General features: G+C 60.9%; 19 protein-coding genes and 1 pseudogene. 18 read left to right on the forward strand and 2 right to left on the reverse strand.

What is annotated here, in order from left to right; all coding sequences use genetic code 11:
* The 7 genes from JWQ61_RS07790 to JWQ61_RS07820 form a co-directional block, all read left to right on the forward strand.
* The coding region (locus JWQ61_RS07790; RefSeq protein ID WP_304360023.1) for a (Fe-S)-binding protein at positions 1 to 1,832 on the forward strand (1,832 nt) is incomplete at its 5' end.
* A gap of 2 nt (positions 1,833 to 1,834) precedes the next feature.
* The gene (locus JWQ61_RS07795; RefSeq protein ID WP_304360024.1) at positions 1,835 to 3,007 is read left to right on the forward strand and encodes an electron transfer flavoprotein subunit alpha/FixB family protein; all 1,173 of its coding nucleotides are present in this window, start codon (positions 1,835 to 1,837) and stop codon (positions 3,005 to 3,007) included.
* On the forward strand, positions 3,004 to 3,819 hold the full coding sequence (locus JWQ61_RS07800) for an electron transfer flavoprotein subunit beta/FixA family protein (protein ID WP_304360025.1): 816 nt from the start codon (positions 3,004 to 3,006) through the stop codon (positions 3,817 to 3,819). The genes JWQ61_RS07795 and JWQ61_RS07800 overlap by 4 nt, the downstream gene beginning before the upstream one ends.
* Before the next feature lie 25 nt (positions 3,820 to 3,844).
* Positions 3,845 to 5,146, forward strand: coding sequence for an aromatic ring-hydroxylating dioxygenase subunit alpha (locus JWQ61_RS07805; RefSeq protein WP_304360026.1), 1,302 nt, complete (start codon positions 3,845 to 3,847; stop codon positions 5,144 to 5,146).
* Positions 5,147 to 5,176: 30 nt separating this feature from the next.
* Complete coding sequence (locus JWQ61_RS07810; protein ID WP_304360027.1) at positions 5,177 to 6,277, forward strand: hybrid-cluster NAD(P)-dependent oxidoreductase; 1,101 nt, start codon at positions 5,177 to 5,179, stop codon at positions 6,275 to 6,277.
* A gap of 105 nt (positions 6,278 to 6,382) precedes the next feature.
* Positions 6,383 to 7,240, forward strand: a complete 858-nt coding sequence (locus JWQ61_RS07815) for a glycine betaine ABC transporter substrate-binding protein (protein ID WP_304360028.1) — start codon at positions 6,383 to 6,385, stop codon at positions 7,238 to 7,240.
* 133 nt (positions 7,241 to 7,373) lie between these two features.
* Positions 7,374 to 8,651 (forward strand): amidohydrolase family protein, encoded by a 1,278-nt coding sequence (locus tag JWQ61_RS07820; protein ID WP_304360029.1) that lies wholly within the window; start codon positions 7,374 to 7,376, stop codon positions 8,649 to 8,651.
* A gap of 131 nt (positions 8,652 to 8,782) precedes the next feature.
* On the opposite strand, the gene JWQ61_RS07825 is transcribed toward JWQ61_RS07820, so the two are convergent.
* On the reverse strand, positions 8,783 to 9,655 hold the full coding sequence (locus tag JWQ61_RS07825) for a TorF family putative porin (RefSeq protein ID WP_304360030.1): 873 nt from the start codon (positions 9,653 to 9,655) through the stop codon (positions 8,783 to 8,785).
* Between the two features lie 547 nt (positions 9,656 to 10,202).
* Here JWQ61_RS07825 and JWQ61_RS07830 point away from each other — a divergent pair.
* The 5 genes and pseudogenes from JWQ61_RS07830 (at position 10,203) to fdhA (ending at position 15,845) form a co-directional block, all read left to right on the forward strand.
* Positions 10,203 to 11,393, forward strand: a complete 1,191-nt coding sequence (locus JWQ61_RS07830) for a glycine betaine/L-proline ABC transporter ATP-binding protein (RefSeq protein ID WP_304360031.1) — start codon at positions 10,203 to 10,205, stop codon at positions 11,391 to 11,393.
* Positions 11,386 to 12,201 (forward strand): annotated as a pseudogene (gene choW / locus JWQ61_RS07835) (choline ABC transporter permease subunit); the annotation flags it as partial. The gene JWQ61_RS07830 and the pseudogene choW, both read left to right, overlap by 8 nt.
* A 228-nt stretch (positions 12,202 to 12,429) precedes the next feature.
* Positions 12,430 to 13,485 (forward strand): GlxA family transcriptional regulator, encoded by a 1,056-nt coding sequence (locus JWQ61_RS07840; RefSeq protein WP_304360047.1) that lies wholly within the window; start codon positions 12,430 to 12,432, stop codon positions 13,483 to 13,485.
* A gap of 162 nt (positions 13,486 to 13,647) precedes the next feature.
* Positions 13,648 to 14,592, forward strand: a complete 945-nt coding sequence (locus tag JWQ61_RS07845; protein ID WP_304360032.1) for a choline ABC transporter substrate-binding protein — start codon at positions 13,648 to 13,650, stop codon at positions 14,590 to 14,592.
* A 50-nt stretch (positions 14,593 to 14,642) separates the two neighbouring features.
* A complete protein-coding gene (gene fdhA, locus JWQ61_RS07850; RefSeq protein WP_304360033.1) occupies positions 14,643 to 15,845 on the forward strand; it encodes a formaldehyde dehydrogenase, glutathione-independent in 1,203 nt (400 codons plus the stop codon).
* Positions 15,846 to 15,911: 66 nt separating this feature from the next.
* Here fdhA and JWQ61_RS07855 read toward each other — a convergent pair whose 3' ends face one another.
* On the reverse strand, positions 15,912 to 17,000 hold the full coding sequence (locus JWQ61_RS07855) for a low specificity L-threonine aldolase (protein WP_304360034.1): 1,089 nt from the start codon (positions 16,998 to 17,000) through the stop codon (positions 15,912 to 15,914).
* A gap of 526 nt (positions 17,001 to 17,526) precedes the next feature.
* On the opposite strand from JWQ61_RS07855, the gene JWQ61_RS07860 reads away from it, so the two are divergent.
* The 6 genes from JWQ61_RS07860 to JWQ61_RS07885 are packed head-to-tail and all read left to right on the forward strand — an operon-like array spanning position 17,527 to position 24,575.
* Positions 17,527 to 18,918 carry an L-serine ammonia-lyase gene (locus tag JWQ61_RS07860; RefSeq protein WP_304360035.1) on the forward strand — a complete coding sequence of 464 codons (1,392 nt, stop codon included), beginning with the start codon at positions 17,527 to 17,529 and terminating at the stop codon, positions 18,916 to 18,918.
* A 44-nt stretch (positions 18,919 to 18,962) separates the two neighbouring features.
* Positions 18,963 to 20,207, forward strand: a complete 1,245-nt coding sequence (locus JWQ61_RS07865) for a sarcosine oxidase subunit beta family protein (RefSeq protein ID WP_014007060.1) — start codon at positions 18,963 to 18,965, stop codon at positions 20,205 to 20,207.
* Between the two features lie 37 nt (positions 20,208 to 20,244).
* Positions 20,245 to 20,529 (forward strand): sarcosine oxidase subunit delta, encoded by a 285-nt coding sequence (locus JWQ61_RS07870; protein ID WP_061541023.1) that lies wholly within the window; start codon positions 20,245 to 20,247, stop codon positions 20,527 to 20,529.
* Complete coding sequence (locus JWQ61_RS07875) at positions 20,526 to 23,540, forward strand: sarcosine oxidase subunit alpha family protein (RefSeq protein ID WP_304360036.1); 3,015 nt, start codon at positions 20,526 to 20,528, stop codon at positions 23,538 to 23,540. Before JWQ61_RS07870 ends, JWQ61_RS07875 begins: the two co-directional genes overlap by 4 nt.
* Positions 23,530 to 24,138, forward strand: coding sequence for a sarcosine oxidase subunit gamma (locus JWQ61_RS07880; protein ID WP_304360037.1), 609 nt, complete (start codon positions 23,530 to 23,532; stop codon positions 24,136 to 24,138). The genes JWQ61_RS07875 and JWQ61_RS07880 overlap by 11 nt, the downstream gene beginning before the upstream one ends.
* Positions 24,135 to 24,575, forward strand: a complete 441-nt coding sequence (locus JWQ61_RS07885; protein WP_304360038.1) for a dihydroneopterin aldolase — start codon at positions 24,135 to 24,137, stop codon at positions 24,573 to 24,575. Before JWQ61_RS07880 ends, JWQ61_RS07885 begins: the two co-directional genes overlap by 4 nt.
* Positions 24,576 to 24,743: the final 168 nt, after the last annotated feature.

Below are 24,743 nucleotides of genomic sequence, written 5' to 3' on the forward strand. Positions count from 1 at the left end.
TGTGGCGCGCCGGCCGCGAGGCTTCGGTATCGTGGCTGGGCCTGCTGGCGATTCCAAAACGCTATTTCGTCGACCTGCACCATGTGGTGGCGCGCGATCCCTACATCGCCCGCACCCACGTGGCGACTGCCGGCGGTGCGATTGCGGCGATGGCGCTGGTAGCCGTCAATTACGGCTTGATGCTGTATGCCTCGGCTTTGAATACGGCGATCGGCCTGTTCGCACTGGTCATGCTGGTTGGCGTGCTGTTCGTCTGGCACCGGCGCCGCACGCCGCCGGCACGCCTGTCGCGCGGCGCATGGATGCGCTTGCCGTGGATGCTGGCGGCTTTCGCCATCGGCTTGCTGGCGCTGGGCCTGGTTCCCTTGCAATTGATGTCGGGCTTGAGTGCGCTGGTGACTGTGCTGTTGCTGGGACTGGGCGCTTGGACCCTGACCGTGGGCGCCACCCGCGGCGGGCCGATGAAACATGCGCTGGCCGGCCTGCTGCACCTGGCGTTCCATCCGCGCCAGGAGCGTTTTACGCAAGGCGGCAAGGGTACGCCAACGGGTACGCCAACCACCGCGCTCAAGCCATTGAAACTGGAGCAGGGCGAACTGGGCGTCGGCAAGCCGGTCGAGTTCCGCTGGAACCAATTGCTGGGTTTCGACGCCTGCGTCCAGTGCGGCAAGTGCGAAGCGGCTTGTCCAGCCTTCGCCGCCGGCCAGCCCTTGAATCCCAAGAAGCTGATACAGGACATGGTGACCGGCATGGCCGGCGGCAGCGACGCCAACTTTGCCGGCAGCCCTTATCCGGGCATTCCGCTCGGCAGGCACCAGGGCCGGCCGCAGGATGCGATCGTGCCGGGCCTGATCTCCAGCGACACCCTGTGGTCCTGCACCACCTGCCGCGCCTGCGTGCAGGAATGCCCGATGCTGATCGAACACGTCGATGCCATCGTCGACATGCGTCGTCACCAGACCCTGCAATTCGGCGAGGTGCCCGGCAAAGGTCCGGAAGTGCTGGCGAACCTGCGCGAAACCGGTAGCGCCGGCGGTTTCGACCTGGGCGTGCGCTACAACTGGGCGATCGACCTTGGCGTGCGGCAGATCGTTCCCGGCCAGGCAGTCGACGTGCTGCTGATGGTGGGCGAGGGCGGTTTCGACATGCGTTATCAGCGTACGCTGCGCGCCCTGGTCAAGGTCCTGCAGGCCGCGGAGGTGGATTTCGCCGTGCTCGGCGCGCTGGAAACCGACACCGGCGACGTCGCCCGCCGCCTGGGCGATGAAGCGACGTTCCAGGTCATGGCGCAGCAAATGATCAGCCAGCTGTCTGCTTTTACCTTCAAGCGGATTGTCACCGCCGACCCGCACGTCATGCATTGCCTGCGCAATGAATACCCGGCGTTCGGCGGTTGTTATGAAGTTTTCCATCACACTACCTTCATGGCGGCGCTGGTGAGCTCGGGAAAAATCAAGCCGAGGATTACGTTTACTTCGGCTGCCGGCAGCGACCAGCGTTTCACCTATCACGATCCCTGCTACCTGGGACGCTACAACGGCGAGATCGAAGCGCCGCGCGAACTGCTCAAGCTGCTGGGTCTGCCTCTGCATGAGATGGAACGCAACGGCATGCGCGGACGCTGCTGCGGCGGCGGGGGCGGCGCGCCCTTGACCGACATCCCCGGCAAGCAGCGCATTCCCGACATCCGCATCCACGATGCCCGCGCCGTGCGCGCCGATACGGTGGTAGTGGCTTGCCCGAATTGCACTGCGATGCTGGAAGGCGTGGTCGGACCGCGCCCTGAAATACGCGATATCGCTGAACTGCTCGCCGCGGCACTGGAGAATTGACGATGGACATGGCGATACAGAATAATGTCAGGCGAGTAAATCCGCGCCGTCCATTTACGGTCAATGCCGACGGCATCAGGCGCATCGTGCTGGGCCAGCCTGGCGACAGCGGCGACGATAATGGCGACTACGGCAGCCAGGCGCTGACCCACAACCATCCGCACCATGCGGCCAAGCCTGCGCGCCTGGCCGCAGGCGTTGCGACGACAGCTTGCCTGCTGGCGGTTGCACACAGTGATCGCGGCGCACTGGATGAACATGCGCGCCAGGCTGTGGCTGCTGCGGCACTGCTGGCCGATGCAGCAACCGAAGTGGTGTTGCTGGTGTTCGGCGAGCTGAATGACGATGTGGCGGCACTCGGCGCAGACCGTTGCATCGTGCTGCCGCAATACGGCGGCCATGCGTTTGCGCCGGAAGCGGAATTGGCGGCGCTCTCTGCCTTGGCGGAAGAACTGCAGCCTGCCCATATCTTTATCCCCGATGACGGTGTCGCCGGCAGCGATCTGGGACGACGCCTGGGGGCGGCCGGCGCCGGCATCGCCACCCATGTGGTCGAAATCAGCCAGTCCGGCCTGGCCGCCTATCGCCAGCAAGGCAGCATGCTGGCTCGGCGCAGCCTGGCGCAGATCATCCTGCTGGAAATGGATGTGGCGGATGCGCGCCTGCCTTTCCTCGGCCGCGGCCAGCTTGCGGATCAGCTAGGCACGGCCATCGGCATGGCGGCCGGCGCAGCTGCATCGTCCAGTCCGTTCCTGGATCTCGGCAGCAAGATCATGGCCGCTTCGCAGATGGAGCTGGACGAGGCCGATTTCATCGTGTCGGCGGGCAATGGCGTGGACGATGTCGCGCTGTTCAACTCTCTGGCGAATGCGCTGGATGCGGCGGTCGGCGCGAGCCGGGTTGCCGTCGACGATGGCAAGTTCAAGCGCGACAAGCAGATCGGCGCCACCGGGAAAACGGTCAGCGCCAGCGCTTACCTGGCCTTCGGCATCTCCGGTGCGGTCCAGCACCTGCAAGGCATCAAGGATTGCCGCCATGTGATTGCGGTCAACCTGGATGCCAGCGCGCCGATGATCAAGCGCGCCGACCTCAGCATCATCGGCGATGCGCAAGAATTGATGACAGCGCTGCTGGACCAGGTGCGGCAAGCCCGCAGTGCAGAGGCGGCATCATGAACCAGGCTGTCATCAAGCGGATTGCCGTGCTGGTGTCGATAGGCCGCCATCCGGTCAGCGGCGTGCCGCGTTACAGCCGCAACGACGCTGCCGCCCTGAATTTGGCAAATGAGCTGGCGCAACGCACGGCCGGCACAAGCATCGATGTGATCCACGCAGCTTGCGCAGACCATGCCGACAATCCAGCCTTGTCCGAATACCTGGCGCTGGGCGCCTCAAGCATCACCCTGATTGAAACAGCGGTATCGCAAGACGTGCTGCCAGCGTTGCAGGCGCAGCTGCAGGCCTATGACCTGGTGTTGTGCGGCAGCCGTGCCGAAGCTGGGGCAGGCAGCGGCATGTTGCCGTATCTGCTGGCGGCGCGCCTGAACCTGCCTTTGCTGGCGGGCGTGATTGCCGTGACGCCAGGCGCTGGGCACATCGTCGCCCAGCAGTATCTGCCCAAGGGACGGCGGCGTGAAGTGGCGCTCAAGTTGCCGGCCGTGATGACGGTGCATCCGCTTGCGCCAAACCGCTTGCGTTATGCCTACGCCAGGCTGCGTCGCGGCGAAATCAGGAAACAGGTTTTTGCTGCCTATGAGACTGCTGGTGGCTCGGCGGCCCGCGGCCAAACCGAAAAATGGACAGTCGAAACGGCCAAAGCCGTGCCGCGCAAACTGACGGCGCCCGAAAAACGTTCCGGGCACGCCCGCATGCAGGCCGCCACCGTGACTGAAAGCCGCGGCGGCAAGGTGGTCCAGGAGGGCAGCGCTGCCGATAAGGCACAAATAGTCCTTGCCTATTTACGTGAACATCATCTGGTCAACTATTAAGGTTGCCAATGCGGCGGTTCCATAAATGCAATACATGGAGAAACAATTGAAAGTATCCAAAGAGATTCAATCACTGATCGCCGAGCGCCTGCCTGGCCATAGCCTGGATGCGCCGTTTTACCTGAGCCCGGAAATCTTCGAGCTGGATATTCGCGAGATTTTCAGCAAGCATTGGATCCATGTCGCGGTCGAGCCGGATATTCCCGAGCCGGGCGATTACGTCACGGTCGAGGTCGGCCTCAATTCGATCGTGGTGGTGCGCGACGACGACATGTCGGTGCGTGCCTATCACAATGTGTGCCGCCATCGCGGCGCGCGTTTGTGTTCGGAACACAAAGGTTCGGTCGGCAACCTGGTCTGCCCTTATCACCAGTGGACTTACAACCTGACAGGAGAATTGATCCACGCCGACCACATGGGAGAGAAATTCGATCGCAGCAAGCACGGCCTGAAGCCGGTGCATGTCGAAAACCTGGCAGGACTGATATTCATTTGCCTGGCCGAACAGCCGCCGCGGGATTTTGCGGTCATGCGCGATGCCATGGCGCCTTATTTGCTGCCGCATGGCCTGCAGGACTGCAAGATCGCCAAGCAGGTTGACCTGATCGAAGAGGGCAACTGGAAGCTGACCATGGAGAATAATCGCGAGTGTTATCACTGCGCGACCAATCATCCGGAGCTGACCGCCTCACTGTTCGAGTTCGGCTTCGGCTACCAGTCGGCGCCCGGCAATGCAGAGCAGATTGCCGAATTCGACCGCCTGGCTGCACAGCGTTGCGCCGAATGGGAACGGGGCGGCTTGCCGTCGGCCGAGATAGAACGCCTGGACGAGCTGGTGACGGGCTTCCGCACCCAGCGCTTGCCGCTGGACCGCGCCGGCGAATCGCAGACACTGGACGGCAAGGTCGCTTCCGGCAAGCTGCTGGGACAATTCGAGCGCGCCGACCTGGGCGGCCTGTCGTTCTGGACCCAGCCGAATTCCTGGCACCACTTCATGAGCGACCACATCGTCAGTTTCTCGGTCTTGCCCTTGTCGGCTGAGCGTACCCTGGTGCGCACCAAATGGCTGGTCCATAAAGATGCGCGCGAAGGCATAGACTACCAGCTCGACAACCTGACCGCAGTGTGGAACGCCACCAACGACCAGGACAAGCGGCTGGTCGAACTGTCGCAGCAAGGCGCGCGCAGCACGGCGTACCAGCCCGGCCCTTATTCACCTTTTACCGAAGGCCTGGTTGAAAAGTTCTGCACCTGGTATATCGGCCGTTTGTCAGCTGGTTTGAAAAGCGGCTCGGCGACCACCATAGCGATCGCCGTGGAGAATTAATTGAAAGCCGAAATCTTGCCGGGACCGGTCATGGAATCTTATAAACTGAATCGCCGGAATTTCTGGAACAGCATCCCGCCGCTGTGGGACAGCGACAGCGAGGAAACGTTGGTCTGCTGCCAGGTGCGGGCCGAGACGCACGACGTAAAGAGTTTTTTCTTTGCCGCTCCCGGCGGCGGCGCGTTTGTCTTCCAGCCTGGCCAGTTCATCACGCTGGAGCTGGAAATCAACGGCGCGGCCATCAACCGCTGCTACACGATTTCATCGTCGCCGGCGCGGCCGCATACTATATCGATCACGGTCAAGCGCGTGCCGGGCGGTCCGGTGTCGAACTGGCTGCACGACAATCTCAAGGCTGGCGACAAGGTCAAGGTGTTGCGCGCTGCGGGGGAATTTACTTGCGCCATCCATCCGGCAGAAAAGTACCTGTTCCTGTCGGCCGGATCCGGCATCACGCCGCTGATGTCAATGTCGCGCGCCCATCACGATCTGTCCGACGACAGGGATATCGTTTTCATCCACAGCGCAAGGACGCCGGACGACATCATCTTCGAGCGTGAGCTGAGCCTGATCGCCGCCAACCAGCAGAATTTCCGCACGCGTTTCATCTGCGAACGGCTGGGCCAGCGGCGCGACTGGTCGGGCCCAACCGGCATGCTGTCGTTGGCGGCGCTGAAACTGATGGCGCCCGATTTCATGGAGCGTGAAGTTTTCGTCTGCGGCCCCGCGCCTTACATGAAAGCGGTACGGACCATGCTGGACGAAGTCGGTTTCGAGCGGGCCCGCTATCACGAGGAAAGTTTTTCCTTCGAGACTTTGCAGCAGGAGAGCCAGCCGCAGGCAACGCTCGATAGCGCCCCGGCCACCACCGGCTTTGAAATCAATTTCCAGAAAAGCATGCGCCAGATCACATGCGGCCCGCAGCAGCACGTACTGGAAGCCGCCCGCAACGCAGGCGTCCGGCTGGCTTCCTCCTGCGCCCAAGGCATGTGCGGCACCTGCAAGGTCAAGCTGATTTCAGGAACGGTAGACATGCAGCACAAAGGCGGCATCCGCCAGCGCGAAATCGACCAAGGCATGGTGCTCCTGTGCTGCAGCAAACCCCTGAGCAACCTGGTCGTGGATAAATAAATGAGAAATAAATTAGGGTCAGAGTCGAATTAATTTCTGAAATAATTCGACTCTGATCCTAATTAAATCGGTAGTTCCCATCGCAGCACATTGAAGAGGTTAAGCATGAATCCGATACGAAAATTATGTTGCCTGGTCGTCGCGCTGGCATGTGTGGCGAGTTCGGGATTGGCTGCGGCGGATGCCAAGCCGGGCATCAAGATCGGTTACGTGGAAGGCTGGTCTGACAGTGTTGCGACTACTTATGTGGCGGCGCAGATCATCCGGCAAAACCTGGGATATGAGGTCAAGCTGGTGCCGGTCTCTGCCGGCCTGATGTGGCAGGGCGTGGCGCGGGGCGACCTGGACGCCACCATGTCGGCCTGGCTGCCGGTGACGCAGGGGGCGTATTACGAAAAGCTGAAAGACAAGGTGGTGCACCTGGGCGTGAATTATCCGGGGGCCAGGATAGGCTTGATCGTGCCGGCTTATGTCAACGCCTCCAGCATCGCCGACCTGCCTGCGCAAAAAGCGGCGTTCGACGGCCGTATCGTCGGCATCGATGCCGGCGCCGGTGTCATGACCAAGACCGAGCTGGCGATCAAGGATTACGGTCTCGACTATAAACTGATGCCAAGCTCGGGCAGCGGCATGGTGGCCGAGCTGGAACGCTCGATCCGTAACAACAAGGCAATCGCGGTGACCGGCTGGGTGCCGCACTGGATGTTCGCCAAATGGAAACTCAAGTTCCTGGACGATCCGAAAAAGGTTTATGGCGAAGCCGAGCATGTCGACAATATCGCCAATCCCGGCCTGGAAGCGAAAGCCAAGCCGGTCAACGATTTGCTGAAACGGTTTGCATGGCAGCCAGGCGAGATCGATAGCGTCATGCTGGCGATAGAAAACGGCGCCAAGCCGGAAGCCGCGGCCAAGCAATGGGTCGATGCGCATCCGCAGCGCGTCAGCCAATGGCTGCAGAAATAAGGCGCTCAGGCGTTATGGCAAGGTGATACGGCGCTAGCGTTGTCACCGGGTTTCCTTTGGCGTTACTATGGCCCATCGCTGTGCCGGCATCGTGCCCGGCCGTCGGCCTTGTATTGCAGTCAAAAGGATGCTTATGGATCTGCTTATTCGTAATGCCACGCTGCCGGACGGCAGGACCGGCGTCGATATCGCCATAGCCGATGGCCGCATCAATGCAGTCGGCGCGGCGCTCGCGGTCAGCGCCGCCGAGGAGATCGACGCCGGCGGTAACCTGGTGACGCCGCCGTTTGTCGATGCGCATTTTCATATGGACGCCACCCTGAGCTATGGACTGCCTCGCATCAACAGCTCGGGCACGCTGCTGGAAGGAATCGCGCTGTGGGGCGAACTGAAACCGGCGCTGACGCAGGAAGCGCTGGTAGCCAGGGCCATGCAATATTGCGACTGGGCCGTGGCGCGTGGCTTGCTGGCGATTCGATCGCATGTCGATATCTGCGACGACCGCTTGCTCGCGGTGGAGGCGCTGTTGCAGGTCAAGCGCCAGGTGGCGCCTTATCTTGACTTGCAGCTGGTGGCGTTTCCGCAAGATGGATTGCTGCGCAGTCCCAATGCGTTTGCCAACCTGAAGCGGGCGATCGCCATGGGAGTGGATGTGGTCGGCGGTATCCCGCATTTTGAGCGCACCATGGCCGAGGGCGCCGAATCGGTCCGGCTGTTGTGTGAGTTTGCGGCGGAAAAAGGCTTGCGCGTCGACATGCATTGCGACGAATCGGACGACCCCATGTCGCGCCACATCGAAACCCTGGCTTTTCACGCCCAGCGGCTCGAATTGCAAGGCTTGGTGACAGGATCGCACCTGACTTCGATGCATTCGATGGACAACTACTACGTCAGCAAGCTGCTGCCGCTGATCCGCGAAGCGGGAGTAGCGGCGATCGCCAACCCGCTGATTAACATTACCTTGCAAGGCCGGCACGACAGTTATCCGAAACGGCGCGGCATGACCCGCGTGCCGGAAATGCTGGCGGCCGGCATCGATGTCGCCTTCGGCCACGATTGCGTGATGGACCCCTGGTACAGCCTGGGTTCGGGCGACATGCTGGAGGTAGCGCACATGGGTTTGCATGTCGCGCAGATGACCGGGCAAGACGCGATGCACGCCTGTTTTCTGGCCGTGACAGAAACACCGGCACGCATACTCGGCCTCAGCGGCTACGGTTTGACGCCTGGCTGCAACGCCGACCTGGTGTTGCTCGATGCGCGCAGTACGGTCGAGGCGATCAGGCTGCGCGCCGGCAGAAGATACGTGATCAGGCGCGGCAAGGTCATCAGCCAGTCACCCGCGGCGCAGGCGACATTGGCATTGCCGGGAAGGCCGGCAACGGTCGATTTCCGACTGCATTCCGGCTGAGCTGGAACCTGGCTGGAAGCGCGCGGCTGAAAAAAAGCCGAAGTCGTACCGCATGGGATGACTTCGGCAATGCGCCTCGCGTTTGCCGGGAGCAGCAATATCTTTGCGAAGCGCCAGGGGATTCGGAGCGGTCAGAACGTCTTGGTCAATGACAATACCAGCGTGGTGGCCAGCGGATTGGACACTTCGGCCTGGCCCGCTGAATTGAGTACGCCGGTAGTGTAATGGTCATAGACGCCGTTCTTGCCCCAGCCTTTGGTCACCGCGCCGGTGACCGTCCAGCCGCCGTCAAATGCCTTGGACAAGGCGATTTTGGCGTCCTGGAAACTGTAGGCGGAGAAATTCCTTACCCGCTCATTGCCATAGTGGAGCAGCAAGCTGTAGCCGCTGCCGAGGTCGAACGTGCCGTTCAGGTCCAGGTAGCCCGAACCGCGGCTGTGCTGGCCGCTGCCTATGCCCAGCGTCGCGCTGTTATAGCCGAAATAGTCAGGCGTGTAAGTCAGCCAGTATTTGACGTTGAACCATTTGTAGGTGAGCGAGGCGACTGCTTCGCCATAGTTGTATTTGGTTTTTGCAAACGATGCCTCTGCGCCTGGGTAGAGGTAGTAGTAGATCTGCCCGGTGTAGGTGAAATCGCCAGCCGTGCCGGTGTACCCGCCGTACAGATCCCATTCGACCGAACCACCCTCGATGAAATGATCGCTGACGCTGGACATCCAGGTGCCGGCAAACAAGCCGCTCGGATGCGCATAATCGACGCCGCCCTGGATGGCGGGTTTGCCCCAGGTCTGGCGGAAGCCGCGCGACACGTATTGCGAGGCGATGGTGACGTTGGCGGTGAACGGCGATGCAGGCGCTGCGGCCGGTGCTGCCGCCGCGGCATCCTTGGCGGCGGCGCTGTCCGCGGTCTGGGCCAGCGCCGGCAACTGGAAACTGAATGCGACGGCCGCGGCGAGCCACGGATAACTGCCGATTTTTCTGGCGTTGCTGAATTTCTGAAGCATGCTGACAACTCCCCTTTGATATATTTCCATTTTGATATCAATCGCTTGTTTTGTCGATTGCGCCTGCGCGATATCGTGATAGCAAGCGATTGCTGCAAACGGGAAACAAGGCTGGTTTGGTTTTATTGCTCGCTTCGATACCTGCAGATAATTATTGTCCCGGCGGGAAAACCTAACTCCCTGCAATTGCGACTAAAAATGATGGAAATGCGACATAGGAAAAATCTGAAACCGCGGCTAGTCATGGCACGACAAGTGCTTCGTCGTTTTTGATTAAGTGCTTGTCGTAAATCGTCATCCGGCAAAAAACCTTTGTCGCGACTATGTGAATAACGTAAGACGAATTTTTCTCATGGATTTCCCGCCGTCGTGAGGGCGCCGGACCTGTCTTTGCCGCTTGTCTTCCACGCGCTGCTGCACATACACTCTGCAGCAGTGGATTTGAAACAAGCGGGCAAGCATGGCGAGACCCGCACGCTAGCGATATGTTGCAGTAAGGAATTATCCAAACCGCAATAGCGTCGAATGCACAATCAGGAGACCGGTAATGAAGTCTGCAAAAGTAGTAGTTGACCGTTTGTACAAGGTCTTCGGCAATAATCCGCAGTTGGCCTTGAACATGCTGGAAAGAGGGCAGTCGAAGGACCAGATATTCGCCGAGACCGGGCAGGTGGTCGGCGTGCAGAACGTGTCGTTCGAGGTGCAGGAAGGCGAGATATTCGTGCTGATGGGTTTGTCCGGTTCCGGCAAGTCGACCCTGATCCGCCTGATCAACCGCCTGGTCGACCCCAGCGCCGGCAATGTCCTGGTGGATGGCCAGAACGTGGCGCAGATGACGAATTCGCAATTGATCAAGCTGCGCCGGCGCGACATGAGCATGGTGTTCCAGTCGTTTGCGCTGATGCCGCACCGCACCGTGCTGTCGAATGCCTCGTTCGGCCTGGAAGTGGCAGGCATCGGTAAAAAGGAGCGCGAGCGCCGCACCATGACGGTGTTGGAACAGGTCGGCCTGGCGCCGTTCGCCAACAAGCTGCCGTGCGAACTGTCGGGCGGCATGCAGCAGCGGGTCGGCCTGGCGCGGGCGTTGGCGGTCAATCCGTCGCTGATGATCATGGACGAAGCCTTCTCCGCGCTCGATCCGCTCAAGCGCAAGGAAATGCAGGATGTGCTGCTGGATTTGCAAAAGGAGCAACAGCGCACCATCATTTTCGTCTCGCACGACCTGGAAGAAGCGCTGCGCATCGGCAGCCGCATCGCCATCATGGAGGGCGGCCGCCTGGTGCAGGTCGGCACCGCCCAGGAAATCATCGACCATCCCGCCGAAGAATATGTGCGCGCCTTTTTCGACGGCGTCGACACTAACCGCTACCTGACCGCTGGCGACCTGATGCAGACCGATGCGGTGCCGCTGGTGGCTTCCGTCGGCGAGGTTCATGCCAACGGCGACCTGTACCGTAGCAGCCGCTCCGACTATGCTTTCGTGGTGGATGCCGCGCGCAAGGTGCAAGGCATCGTCGCCACCCGCCGCCATGCCGACGCCAGCGGTAATCTGCAGCCGGGCGGACTGGACCGGATAGAGGTGATCCACCACCGCAGCAACCTGGAAGACGTGATGGATCGGCTGATCAGCAGCCGCAGCCCATTGCCGGTAGTGGATGGCGACGGCTGCTACTGCGGCGCGATCAGCCAGTCCATGGTGCTCCAAGCTTTATCAAAATCCCGAGGTTCGCATGTCTGAACACCTTCCCCTGGGGCGCTGGGTCGACCAGTTTGTCCACTACATACTCGATAAGCACGGCAACAGCTTCGACAGCTTCGGCAACGCCATCAGCTGGTTTGCCGAATCCATAGAACACGGTTTGCAAGTGCTGCCCTTGTGGCTGCTGATGGGATTCTTCATCGTGCTGGGCATCTGGCGCGTCGGTTTCAAGTTTGCGCTGTTTACCATCGTGTCTTTTTTCGTGATCTACAACACCGGCTTCTGGGACCAGACCATCGTCACCCTCGGGTTGACCATTTCTTCCACCCTGATCAGCCTGGCGCTGGGCATCCCGGTCGGCGTCTGGGCCGCCAAGAGTAAGCGGGTGGCGATGGTGGTGCGGCCTATCCTCGACCTGATGCAAACCATGCCGGCCTTCGTCTACCTGATCCCGGCCGCCATGATGTTCGGCCTGGGCCGGGTGCCGGGCATCCTGTCCACCGTGATCTTTGCGATGCCGCCGGCGGTGCGCCTGACCGCGCTCGGCATCCGCCAGGTCAACAACGAGATCGTCGAAGCAGGGCAGGCTTTCGGCTGCACCGGCTGGCAGCTGCTGTACAAGGTGCAGTTCCCGAACGCCTTGCCGTCGATCATGGCTGGCATCAACCAGACCATCATGATGGCGCTGTCGATGGTGATCATCGCCTCCATGGTGGGCGCCGGCGGCCTCGGCAATGACGTGCTGGCCAGCATCCAGCGGCTCGACATCGGCCTGGGTTTCGAGAGCGGCCTGAGCGTGGTGCTGCTGGCGATCATCCTCGACCGCATCACCGAAAGCTTTGGCCGCACGCCGGAAGCCGGCAAGGTGCAGCGCTTTTTCCGGCTGCGCAAATGGTTTCGCAAGAGCCCTGCGCTGGCCACCAGCTAAGGGCAGGGGACCAGCCAGCAAAAAATTAGCAGCAACAGATAGCAGCAACGTGATCCGCGCGCTGGAGGTCCAGCGCCGGTAGCCATAGATGGAGGCAGGATGTCTTCGTACCAAGCCGCTTCGAAACCAGGGCCGCAACCAACCCCGATGCTGCCGCAAACTGCCGCGCCTGCGCCGGTGGTGCATTTTGGCTTCCTGACTTTGCCGAATTTTTCGATGATTGCATTCGCCAGCGCGATCGAAGTCTTGCGCATGGCCAATTACATCAGCCGCCAGACCTTGTACCGGTGGTCGGTGATCAGCGTCGACGGCGCACCGGCGCTGGCCAGCAACGGCTTGCCGATTACGCCGACGCTGACCCTGGAGCAGGCCGGCACGCCGGATATCCTGTTTGTCTGCGGCGGCGTCAAGATCCATGAGGCGGTCAACGAAAAACTGAACGCCATGCTGACCCAGCTGGCAAGGCGCAACGTCAAGCTCGGCGGCATCTGCACCGGCAGTTACGCGCTGGTCAAAGCCGGCCTGATGAACGGTTACCAGTGCGCCATCCACTGGGAAAACATTTCCGCGCTGCGCGAGGAATTTCCACGCGTATTGTTTACCGAGGGTCTGTTTGCGGTGGACCGCGACCGTCTCACCTGTTCCGGCGGCACGGCGCCGATCGACCTGATGCTGAACCTGACCGCGAACCGCTACGGCAAGACGCTGGCGGCCGAGATTTCCGAACAGTTCATCCTGGAACGCATACGCGACGGCGCCTATCAGCAGCATATCCCGATTGCAGCCCGGCTCGGTTTCAGCCGCAAGGAACTGATCGAAGTCGCCAGGCTGATGGAAACCCATATCGAAGAAACCCTGTCCTTCGAAGAAATCGCCCGGCTGGTAGGTTTGTCGCAGCGCCAGCTGCAGCGCATGTTCAAGTACTACCTGGACGTCACGCCCACCCATTATTACCTGCAGCTGCGCTTGCGGCGCGCGCGCGAGCTGCTGCTGCAGACCACCATGTCGATCATGAGCGTGACGGTGGCTTGCGGTTTCCAGTCTTCCTGCCATTTCAGCAAGGCCTACCGCAACCAGTTCGGCCGTTCTCCCAGCAGCGAACGGCACTTGCGCCATCCCTACTTGTCGGCGGTGGATGAAATGCCGTCTTTGCCGGGTTTGCCGCTGGCGGTGGATGAGCTGCTTGACGCTGGCAGGCAATAGCATGTCGCAATCGGTCTAAAGCCAGGTGCGGATGCGATGTAATTTCTTACCTGTACCGGTACGCATGGTTTATTTTCGTTGCGTCGGCGTGCACGCCCTTTCCATTCATCTTGTACCGGTGCCCGCACCGGACTTTCGTCTTTGTTTCAGGAGAAAAAAGCAATGAAATCATTCAGCTTGATGGTCGCCGGCGTCGGCGTGGCGTGCAGCCTGCTGGCGCCGGTGCAGGCGCAGGAACCGAAATCGTGCCAGACCGTGCGTTTCGCCGATGTCGGCTGGACCGACATTGCCGCCACCACCGGCCTGGCGTCCGCCGTGTACGAGGGCCTGGGCTATCACACCACCAAGACCATCGCCTCGGTGCCGATCACCTTTGCCGGCGTCAAGAACAAGCAGATCGACCTGTTCCTCGGTTACTGGGCGCCGACCATGGATCCCATCATTGCTCCCTTCGTCAAGGAAAAATCGCTCAAGGTGCTGGCCACGCCGAACCTGACCGGCGCCAAATACACGCTGGCGGTGCCGACCTACGCTTACGATGCCGGCCTCAAGACCTTCGCCGACATCGCCAAATTTTCGAAAGAGCTGGACGGCAAGATCTACGGCATCGAACCCGGCAACGACGGCAACGCCCTGATCCAGGGCATGATCAGCAAGAACCAGTTCAACCTGAAGAATTTCAAGATGGTGGAATCGAGCGAGGCCGGCATGCTGATCGAGCTGGGGCGGGCGGTCAAGCAAAAGAAGTGGATAGTGATACTGGGCTGGGAACCGCACCCGATGAATGTGCAGCAGAAAATCAGCTACCTGAGCGGCGGCGACGATGTGTTCGGCCCCAATTACGGCGAGGCCAAGGTCTACACCGTGGCGGCCACCGACTATGCGACGCGCTGCCCGAACGCCGACAAGCTGGCCGCCAACCTGCAATTTTCCACCGGCATCGAAAACCAGCTGATGGGACGCATCATGGACAAATCCGATCCCAAGACCGCAGCCAAGGAGTGGCTGAAAAAGAATCCGGACATCCTGGACAAGCTGCTGGCCGGCGTCAAGACCTTCGACGGCAAGGACGGCCTGCCGGCTGTGAAGGCTTCACTCGGAATCTGATGCAGTAACGTTTTGCGGCTTCAATCTTCATAACAACAGAAGGAGACACAATGTCAGAAAATCGTGGTGTGGTTTATATCGAGCAGGGCAAGGTTGAAATACAGTCGATTCCATTTCCCAAGCTGGATAATCCGCAGGGCAAGAAAATCGAGCATGGCGTGATCCTGAAAGTGGTGTCCACCAACATCTGCGGCTCCGACCAGCACATGGTGCGCGGCCGCACCACCGCCCAGGCCGGGCTGGTGCTGGGCCATGAAATCACCGGCGAGGTGATAGAAGTCGGCTCCGATGTCGAAACCATCAGGAAGGGCGACCTGGTTTCGGTGCCGTTCAATGTCGCCTGCGGCCGCTGCCGCACCTGCAAGGAACAGCATACCGGCGTCTGCGAAACCGTCAATCCGGCGCGCGCCGGCGGCGCTTACGGCTATGTCGACATGGGCGGCTGGATCGGCGGCCAGGCCGAGTACGTGATGGTGCCTTACGCCGATTTCAACCTGCTGCGTTTTCCCGATAAAGAGCAGGCGATGGCCAAGATCCGCGACCTGACCTGCCTGTCGGATATCCTGCCTACCGGTTACCACGGCGCGGTGACGGCCGGCGTTGGTCCCGGCGCCACGGTGTATGTCGCCGGCGCCGGTCCGGTCGGCCTGGCCGCGGCGGCTTCGGCGCGCTTGCTGGGAGCGGCGGTGGTGATTGTCGGCGACGTCAATCCGTTGCGCCTGGTGCATGCGCGCAGCGTCGGTTTTGAAACGGTGGACCTGTCCCTCGATGCATCACTGAGCGAACAGATCACGCAGATCCTGGGCGTGCCGGAAGTCGATTGTGCGATCGACTGCGTCGGTTTCGAAGCGCGCGGCCATGGCCATGCGGGCGCGCAGTCGGAAGCGCCGGCAACCGTGCTCAATTCGCTGATGGAGGTGACTCGCGTCGCCGGCAAGATCGGCATTCCGGGTTTGTACGTGACCGATGATCCGGGCGCCGTCGACAGCGCCGCCAAGCGAGGCAGCCTCAGCATCCGCCTCGGACTGGGTTGGGCCAAGTCGCACAGCTTCCATACTGGGCAGACGCCGGTGATGAAATACAACCGGCAGCTGATGCAGGCGATCCTGTGGGACCGCATCAAGATTGCAGACATTGTCGGTGTCGAAGTGATCACCCTGGACCAGGCGCCGGCCGGGTACCAGCAGTTCGATGCCGGCGCGCCGAAGAAATTCGTCATCGATCCGCATCATTTATTGAAGAAAGCCGCCTGAGCCCGGCCCGGGTTATACCGGCTTGATTGCCTGCTGACGGCCTGCTTTGCGCCGTCAGGGGCAAAGTCACACAGGCGCGAGCAGCGCCTGGAACTGGTCCAGGATAGCGGCGACCCTATCGTCGGACAAAGACAGCAGCGCCTCCCCCACATACCACTCGACATAACTTTGCTGCGGCAGGGCCGTATGCCTGGCTTCGCCGAACAGCCAGATCCCGTGTTCCCGGGCCAGCTGGTCGCGCGCGGCATTCGCCGCATCGCGGTCAACCGGAAAATAGAGATGCAATATATTGCAATGCGGTTGCTGTGGATTGACCTGCCACAGCGGGTAGCGCTCCAGCAGCTCATAAAGATCCCGGGTGCGCTGCAGGTAAGCCGGCATGCGCGCCAGCTTCTCGTCGAACCGCATTGCAGCCGCCACCACGTACGGCGAGCGCTGGTAGATATTGCCACCCATGCGTTTCATCCAGATCGAGGTGCGGTCAATGAAATCGCGGCTGCCCAGCAGCATCGCACCACCCAAGCCGCCGATGCCCTTGTAGAAAGAGACATATGCGCTGTCGAAGCCGGCGGTCACGCTGTCCAGCGGCTTGCCGTAGCCGGCGGCCGCTTCCCACAGGCGGGCGCCATCCAGGTGCAGATGGATTTTTTGTTCGCGGCAGTAATGCTTGACCGCATCCAGTTCTTCCCATGCCGGCAGCTGGCCGCCGATTTCACGCATGGGCAACTCATACAGCGCTGCGCCCAGGCGGTCAGGGATGGCCTTGAGGTCATCGACCGTCCACGGCCGGTGCGGGTTGCCCACATTGAGCGAGGTGAAATGGCCGAGCAACTGGTAATTGCTGTTCTCGTGCACCAGGATATGCGCAGTAGGGTGGAGCGCCACCAGCGGATTGTTGCGGTCCTGGCAGGCGATGCGCAGCGCGATGGTCTGGGTAAGCGTGCCGGTAATCACGAAGCGGGCCGCTTCGAAACCCAGCAGCGCGGCGACCTTGTTTTCGAAATCCTGGATCAGCTTGCCTTCGCCGTAGACATCGTGCTGGATGTCATGCGCCTGGCACCAGGCAGCCATCTCGGCAAAATCCTCGGCGGCAGGGCGCGGCGCAGTGCCGGAAAAGAAGGTATGGCACTGACTGCGTAGATTGGTGTTTGACATAGCTTGCGGCAAGCCTTCCTGGCGGGTTTGAAAACGGGAGCTTGCTATCCTACCCGATTTATTATTGCCGTCGGTCGCGCCGTTTTCTTTCGCGGTAAACATCCGGGGAAAGCAAAGCCGGCGCCGAGATGAATTTGTCGCTTTGGCGGAAAATATCTAATTGACAATGTTTTAACGTTTGACTTATGCCCTACAAGAAAATGTCATCGCGCCGCAGCTGTCACTTGGTCGTAAAATCAAAAAATGTCGCGCTTGTCGGAAAAGGACAAACACTTGTCAGCTACGGGAAATAGGCCAGCCTGTGCAAGGACAAAATGATGCCAAGGAATAGCGCTGCAACACGAGGTGGTTTGAGACTGGAATCAACTGTGTTGCGCTGTACCCTGGCGTTGTCGTGTCTCGTGCGTTTGCTGCCGTTTGCCGGGAAAAATACTTCAACCCAACCAGGAGTTGTCATGAACGTAAGCATCATGTTTTACCAGCGCATTTGCCAGTACGGCCAATCGGGTTTTCTATCGAGTTTTACATGAATATCAGCACATTCGATTTATTCAAGGTCGGCATCGGCCCCTCCAGTTCGCATACGGTGGGACCGATGATTGCCGCCAATCGATTTGCTGCGTATTTGCATGATGCGGGCCTGCTCGATGCGGTGCATGCGGTCAGGGTCGAGCTGTACGGGTCGCTGGGCGCGACCGGTAAAGGCCACGGCAGCGACAAGGCGGTGCTGCTTGGACTGGAAGGCAACCTGCCGGACAACATCGATCCGGACCATGTTGAACCGCGGCTGGCGGAAATCCGCAGTTCAAAGAAACTGCTGCTGAACGGCAGCCATGCCATCGGTTGCGTGGAAAAAGAGCATGTGCTGTTTTTCCGTCGCGAAGCCTTGCCGCAACATCCGAACGGCATGCGTTTTGTCGCCCTGGATGCAGCCGCCAGCGTGATTGCGGAAAAAGAATATTACTCGGTCGGCGGCGGCTTTGTGGTCAGCAAGGAGGGCCAGCGCGTCAACCTGGTGCAGGCGGGCAGCGTGCAAAGCGAAGGCGACCTGCCGTATCCGTTTCATTCCGGCGACGACCTGCTGCGCATGTGCGCCGAAAGCGGTTTGACGATTGCCGCGCTGATGATGGAAAACGAAAAGCACTGGCGTTCGGCGGAAGAAGTGCGGACCAAGCTGCTGGGCATCTGGGATGTGATGGCGGCGGCGATAAAACGCGGCTGCTCGATAGACGGCGAACTGCCCGGCCCGATGCGGGTCAAGCGCCGCGCGTCAGAACTGTACCGGCAGCTGAAGGATCGTTCCGAAGAATCGTTCACGGATCCTTTGTCGATGCTGGACTGGGTCAACCTGTATGCGATGGCGGTGAATGAAGAAAACGCCGCCGGCGGACGGATCGTCACCGCACCTACCAATGGCGCGGCAGGCGTGCTGCCGGCGGTGCTGCATTACTACACCAAGTTCATTCCCGGTTCGAATAAGGACGGGGTCATGACCTTCATGCTGACGGCGGCGGCGATCGGCCTGATCTACAAGGAAAACGCTTCCATCTCTGGCGCCGAAGTCGGTTGCCAGGGCGAGGTCGGGGTTGCCTGTTCGATGGCTGCGGGAGCATTGGCGGCGGTCTTGGGCGGAACGCCGGAGCAGATCGAGAATGCCGCTGAAATCGGCATGGAGCACAACCTTGGCATGACCTGCGATCCGGTCGGCGGACTGGTGCAGATTCCCTGCATAGAACGCAATGCGATGGGCGCGGTGAAGGCGATCAACGCCGCCCGCATGGCTTTGCGCGGCAACGGAAAACATTATGTGTCGCTCGACAATGTGATCAAGACCATGATGCAGACCGGCGCCGACATGAAGACCAAATACAAGGAAACATCACGTGGTGGTTTGGCGGTAAATGTCATTGAGTGCTGATTAATCGTGGACTGTAACAGCGGTTCCGGAACTTTGAGGGGTGTATGAGCAATTATTCGATATTCAGCCTGATCCGCAATGGGCTCTCCTATCATGAGAACTGGCAGCGGGCCTGGAAAAGTCCGGAACCGAAAAAGGAATACGACATCGTCATCGTCGGCGGCGGTGGCCACGGCCTGGCTACTGCCTATTACCTGGCCAAGGTGCACGGCTTGCGTAATATCGCGGTGATTGAAAAAGGCTGGATAGGCGGCGGCAACACCGCCCGCAACACTACCATCGTGCGCTCGAACTACCTGTGGGACGAGTCGGCCATGCTGTATGAAAAAGCCATGCAGCTGTGGGAAGGCTTGTCGCAGGATCTGAACTACAACGTCATGTTCAGCCAGCGCGGCGTGATGAACCTGGCGCATACCTTGCAGGACGTGCGCGACACCGACCGCCGCATCAACGCCAACCGCCTCAACGGCGTCGACGCCGAATGGCTGACGCCGGCGCAGGTCAAGGAAATCGTGCCGATCATTAACCTGAACAGCCACTATCCGGTGCTGGGCGCTTCCTTCCAGCGCCGCGGCGGCGTGGCGCGGCATGATGCGGTGGCGTGGGGTTTCGCCCGCGGCGCCGATGAGCGCGGCGTCGATATCCTGCAGAACTGCGGCGTCACCGGGATCCGGCGCGAGAATGGCGCGGTGACCGGCGTCGATACCGTCAAAGGTTTTATCAAGGCCAAGAAAGTCGCGGTGGTTGCTGCCGGCCATTCCAGCGTATTGGCGGCCATGGCGGGCATCCGCTTGCCGCTGGAGAGCCACCCTTTGCAGGCGCTGGTGTCGGAACCGATCAAGCCGATCATCGATACGGTGGTGATGTCGAATGCGGTGCATGCCTATATCAGCCAGTCCGACAAGGGCGACCTGGTGATCGGCGCTGGCGTCGACCAGTACACCGGCTACGGCCAGCGCGGCAGTTACCACGTGATCGAAGGCACTTTGCAGGCGATCGTCGAAATGTTCCCGGTGCTGAGCCGGGTCCGCATGAACCGGCAGTGGGGCGGGATCGTCGATGTCTCGCCGGATGCCTGTCCGATCATTTCCAAGACCCCGGTCAAGGGCCTGTACTTCAACTGCGGCTGGGGCACCGGCGGCTTCAAGGCTACGCCGGGCTCGGGCTGGGTATTCGCCCACACGATTGCCAACGACAATCCGCATCCCCTGAATGCGCCGTTTGCGCTGGACCGTTTCTACAACGGCCACCTGATCGACGAACACGGCGCCGCCGCCGTGGCTCACTAAAATTCACTAATTCCCGCTATCTGCCTGGAGATCCATCATGTTATTGATTACCTGCCCTTGGTGCGGGCCGCGCGCCGAGAGTGAGTTCCATTGCGGCGGCGAAGCCGACATCGCACGTCCGCTGGACACCGAAAACATCAGCGACGAAGCCTGGGGCGATTACCTGTTCATGCGCAAGAATCCGCGCGGCGTGCACCGCGAACAATGGCTGCACAGCCATGGCTGCCGGCGCTGGTTCATGGCCGAGCGCGATACCGTCACCTACGAATTCCTCGGTTACAGCAAGTTCGGCGAAAAGACTGAGACAGGGAGTGCAACATGAGCAATCAGCAAACGCATCGGCTCAAGGGCGGCGGCCGGATAGACCGTGGCGCGGCGCTCAGCTTTACTTTCAACGGCAAGAGCTACCAGGGCTACCAGGGCGATACGCTGGCGTCGGCGCTGCTGGCGAACGGCGTGCATTTTGTGGCGCGTAGCTGGAAATACCATCGCCCGCGCGGCATCGTCACCGCCGGCGTGGAAGAACCGAATGCGCTGGTGCAGCTGGAAACCGGCGCTTATACGGTGCCGAACGCCCGCGCCACCGAAATCGAGCTGTACCAGGGCTTGAGCGCGGCCAGCGTCAACGCCAGTCCCAGCATCGAGAATGACCGGATGGCGGTGAACCAGCTGTTTGCCCGCTTCATTCCGGCCGGCTTCTATTACAAGACATTCAAGTGGCCGCGCAGCTGGTGGGGCAAGTATGAAGAAGTGATACGCGAAGCGGCCGGCTTCGGCAAGGCGCCGACCGCGCTTGACCCTGACCGCTACGAAAAGACCTACGCCCATTGCGATGTGCTGGTTGCCGGCGCCGGTCCGGCCGGCCTGGCTGCGGCCTGGGTCGCCGCCAGCTCGGGCGCACGGGTGGTGCTGGTCGACGACCAGTCGGAACTGGGCGGCAGCCTGTTGTCCGGCCCAGCCATGATCGATGGCTTGCCCGCCGCGGCATGGGTGGCAAAGATAACGGACGATCTGCGGCATTTGCCGGAGGTCACGATTTTGTCGCGCAGCACGGTGTTCGGCTACCAGGACCATAACCTGCTGACCGTGACCCAGCGCCTGAGCGAGCATCTGCCGCTGGCGGCGCGCGGCCCGGTGCGCGAGCGTTTGTGGAAGGTGCGCGCCAAGCACGTGATACTGGCCACCGGCGCGCATGAGCGACCTATCGTATTCGGCAATAACGACCTGCCGGGCATCATGCTGGCGTCGGCGGTGTCGACCTATATCCACCGCTACGGCGTACTGCCGGGGCGCAAGGCGGTGATCTTCACCAATAATGACGATGCTTACCAGACCGCGCTGGACCTGAAGGGCAACGGCGCCGAAGTAACCGTGGTCGATCCGCGCCCGGCTGGCAACAGCAGCGGCAGCAGCTTGCCGGCCGCCGCCAAGAGGCAAGGCATCAACATCATCAACGACGCCGTGGTGGTGACTGCCAGCGGCAGCCGCCATGTCAAGATGGTCGAGGTAGCGCGTCACCAGGACGGCGTGCCGGGGCAGTTCATTACCTCGCTCGCCTGCGACCTGCTGGGCGTGTCGGGCGGCTGGAATCCGGTGATCCACCTGTTTGCGCAATCCGGCGGCAAGGCGCACTGGAGCAACGAAAAAGCCTGTTTTGTGCCGGGCTCGGCGATGCAAAAGGAAACCAGCGCAGGCGCCGCCAACGGCGATTTCAGCCTGAGCGGCGCCTTGCGCGACGGCGCCTTGGCGGCACAGCAAGCGATTGTTGCTGTAGGCTTGAAGCCGATAGCGCTGCCCAGCTGGAAAGTGGTGGAGTTGTCCGAAGCCGCCATCATGCCTTTATGGCTGGTGGGCGACCGCAAGCAGGTGGGCCGCGGCCCCAAGCAGTTCGTCGATTACCAGAACGACGTTTCGGCGGCGGATATCTACCTGGCGGCGCGTGAAGGCTACCACTCGGTGGAGCACGTCAAGCGCTATACCGCGCTCGGCTTCGGCACCGACCAGGGCAAGCTCGGCAATATCAACGGCATGGCGATCCTGGCCGAAGTGCTGGGCAAGACCATCCCGGAAACCGGCACCACCACCTTCCGCCCGAATTACACGCCGGTGACTTTCGGCACCGTGGCCGGGCGCGAGCTGGGCGAGTTCCTGACGCCGATACGCAAGACCTGCATCCATCCCTGGCACCAGGAGCAGGGCGCCTTGTTTGAAGATGTCGGCAACTGGAAACGCCCGTGGTACTACCCGCGCGGCAAGGAAGACCTGCACGCGGCGGTAGCGCGCGAATGCCTGGCGGCGCGCAACAGCGTCGGCATCCTGGATGCCTCGACCCTGGGCAAGATCGATGTGCAGGGGCCGGATGCAGTGACCCTGCTGAACTGGATCTACACCAATCCGTGGAACAAGCTGGAAGTCGGCAAGTGCCGCTACGGCCTGATGCTCGATGAAAACGGCATGGTGTTCGACGATGGCGTCACGGTGCGCCTGGGCGAACAGCATTTCCTGATGAGCACCACTACCGGCGGCGCGGCGCGCGTGCTGGACTGGATGGAGCGCTGGCTGCAGACCGAATGGCCGCACCTGAAGGTCAACCTGACGTCGGTGACCGATCATTTCGCGACGTTCGCGGTGGTGGGGCCGAATGCCCGGCGCGTGCTGCAGAAGGTGTGCAAGGACATCGATTTCTCGAACGAGAAATTCCCGTTCATGTCGTTCCGCGAAGGCAGCATCAACAGCGTGTTTACCCGCATCATGCGCATCAGCTTTTCGGGTGAACTGTCGTACGAGGTGAACGTGCCTGCCAACATGGGACGCGCCATCTGGGATGCGATCATCGAAGCCGGCAAGGAATTCGACATCACGCCTTACGGCACCGAGACCATGCACGTGCTGCGCGCAGAAAAAGGCTACATCATCGTCGGCCAGGATACTGACGGTTCGGTGACGCCGTTCGACCTCGGCATGGGCGGCCTGGTCGCCAAGTCCAAGGATTTCCTCGGCAAGCGTTCGCTGATCCGTTCCGACACTGCGCGCAGCGACCGCAAGCAGCTGGTCGGCTTGCTGAGCGAGGACAAGGATGTCGTACTGCCGGAAGGCAGCCAGATCCTGGCCGAGCCGAGCAATGAACCGATCGCCAACATGATCGGCCATGTGACGTCCAGTTATTTCAGCCCGATCCTGCAGCGTTCGATTGCCTTCGCGCTGATCAAGGGCGGCCTCGGCAAGATGGGGCAGGAAGTCAGCATTCCGCTGGCGAACGGCCGCAATCTCGCGGCCAAGATCAGCAACCTGGTGTTTTACGATGCAGAAGGAGTCCGTCAACATGTTGAATGAAACCCAGCTTTTCCAGGTGCAGCAAGAATCGCCGTTCACCGAACTGACGCAGATGCTGGCGCCGCTTGCGGCCGGCGCCGGCGCGGTGGTCAGCATGGAAGAGAAACCCTTCCTCGAATTGATCAACCTCAAGGGCGAAGCGGATTCCGCCGTGCTGCAGAAAGCGGTCAAGAGCCTCACCGGCGCGGTTCTGCCGCTGCAGCCGAACACGGTCACGGAAAGTGAGCAGTTCACCATCTACTGGCTGGCGCCCAATGAATGGCTGGTCCAGTCGAAACAGCCGCGCTTGCCTGCGCTATGTGCTGACCTGGCCGGTGCGCTGGCCGGACAGTTCGCTTCCGTGGTGGATGTCAGCAGCGGCAACACCAGCCTGGTGCTCAGCGGGGAAAAGGCACGCGAGGTATTGCGGAAAGGTTGTCCGCTGGACTTCCATCCGGCCGTGTTCAAGCTTGGCCAATGCGCCCAAAGCCATTTCTTCAAGGCAGGCATCTTGCTGCGGCCGCTGGCCGATGATGCTTACGAACTTGTCATCCGGCGCAGCTTCGCCGATTATTTCGGTCGCATCCTGCTGGACGCCTGCCAGGAGTACCTCCGATGAAAAACGAAAACATCGCCAGCGGCGTCCGTTGGCAGATCTTCGTCGAGGCCTTGTCGGCGACGACGCGGGTCGGCCTGCATCCGCACGAGCACGAGAAGGCGCAGCCGGTGGAGCTGGACATCGAACTGTCCTATCGCACCGGCGGCAGCCAGCACGATGACGACGCCGCCTCGGTGATCGACTACGATCATTACTGCGGCGTGATCACGGCTTTCCTGCAGGCCAAGCCGCATACCCGCCTGCTGGAGACGCTGGCGTCGGAAGTCGCCAGCTTGTCGTTCCGCGAATTCCCGATGCTGGATGAAATCCGGGTTGCGATCCACAAGCCGAAGATTCGTCCCAACACCGCACGGCTGGGCGTGGCTTCTAGCTGGACGCGCTGGAGTTATGAAACTTTGCTGGTGCTGCAACCGCTGGAAAGCAGCGTCGCAGCTTGACATTGACATGATGGTAGTAATCTTCCGAAGGCAAGCCCGCATGCGCGGGCTTTTTTTATGCGGCACTGCGGGATAAATTGAATTGGTTTTTTTTCGCGGTAACGCTGCAAGTTGCCCCGGATTCGTCTACCATTTGCCATGAGCCGCACAATGCAAACCACGATCCCG

It is taken from the genome of Collimonas fungivorans (assembly GCF_028292705.1).
GTDB classification, from domain to species: Bacteria; Pseudomonadota; Gammaproteobacteria; order Burkholderiales; family Burkholderiaceae_D; genus Collimonas; species Collimonas fungivorans_B.

Bases quoted from the DNA above. Each gene is read 5' to 3' on its own strand.
- JWQ61_RS07795 (WP_304360024.1), top strand. From the start codon at position 1,835: ATGGACATGGCGATACAGAATAATGTCAGGCGAGTAAATCCGCGCCGT.
- JWQ61_RS07800 (WP_304360025.1), top strand. From the start codon at position 3,004: ATGAACCAGGCTGTCATCAAGCGGATTGCCGTGCTGGTGTCGATAGGC.
- JWQ61_RS07805 (WP_304360026.1), top strand. From the start codon at position 3,845: ATGCAATACATGGAGAAACAATTGAAAGTATCCAAAGAGATTCAATCA.
- JWQ61_RS07810 (WP_304360027.1), top strand. From the start codon at position 5,177: ATGGAATCTTATAAACTGAATCGCCGGAATTTCTGGAACAGCATCCCG.
- JWQ61_RS07815 (WP_304360028.1), top strand. From the start codon at position 6,383: ATGAATCCGATACGAAAATTATGTTGCCTGGTCGTCGCGCTGGCATGT.
- JWQ61_RS07820 (WP_304360029.1), top strand. From the start codon at position 7,374: ATGGATCTGCTTATTCGTAATGCCACGCTGCCGGACGGCAGGACCGGC.
- JWQ61_RS07825 (WP_304360030.1), bottom strand. From the start codon at position 9,655: ATGCTTCAGAAATTCAGCAACGCCAGAAAAATCGGCAGTTATCCGTGG.
- JWQ61_RS07830 (WP_304360031.1), top strand. From the start codon at position 10,203: ATGAAGTCTGCAAAAGTAGTAGTTGACCGTTTGTACAAGGTCTTCGGC.
- JWQ61_RS07840 (WP_304360047.1), top strand. From the start codon at position 12,430: ATGCTGCCGCAAACTGCCGCGCCTGCGCCGGTGGTGCATTTTGGCTTC.
- JWQ61_RS07845 (WP_304360032.1), top strand. From the start codon at position 13,648: ATGAAATCATTCAGCTTGATGGTCGCCGGCGTCGGCGTGGCGTGCAGC.
- fdhA (WP_304360033.1), top strand. From the start codon at position 14,643: ATGTCAGAAAATCGTGGTGTGGTTTATATCGAGCAGGGCAAGGTTGAA.
- JWQ61_RS07855 (WP_304360034.1), bottom strand. From the start codon at position 17,000: ATGTCAAACACCAATCTACGCAGTCAGTGCCATACCTTCTTTTCCGGC.
- JWQ61_RS07860 (WP_304360035.1), top strand. From the start codon at position 17,527: ATGAATATCAGCACATTCGATTTATTCAAGGTCGGCATCGGCCCCTCC.
- JWQ61_RS07865 (WP_014007060.1), top strand. From the start codon at position 18,963: ATGAGCAATTATTCGATATTCAGCCTGATCCGCAATGGGCTCTCCTAT.
- JWQ61_RS07870 (WP_061541023.1), top strand. From the start codon at position 20,245: ATGTTATTGATTACCTGCCCTTGGTGCGGGCCGCGCGCCGAGAGTGAG.
- JWQ61_RS07875 (WP_304360036.1), top strand. From the start codon at position 20,526: ATGAGCAATCAGCAAACGCATCGGCTCAAGGGCGGCGGCCGGATAGAC.
- JWQ61_RS07880 (WP_304360037.1), top strand. From the start codon at position 23,530: ATGTTGAATGAAACCCAGCTTTTCCAGGTGCAGCAAGAATCGCCGTTC.
- JWQ61_RS07885 (WP_304360038.1), top strand. From the start codon at position 24,135: ATGAAAAACGAAAACATCGCCAGCGGCGTCCGTTGGCAGATCTTCGTC.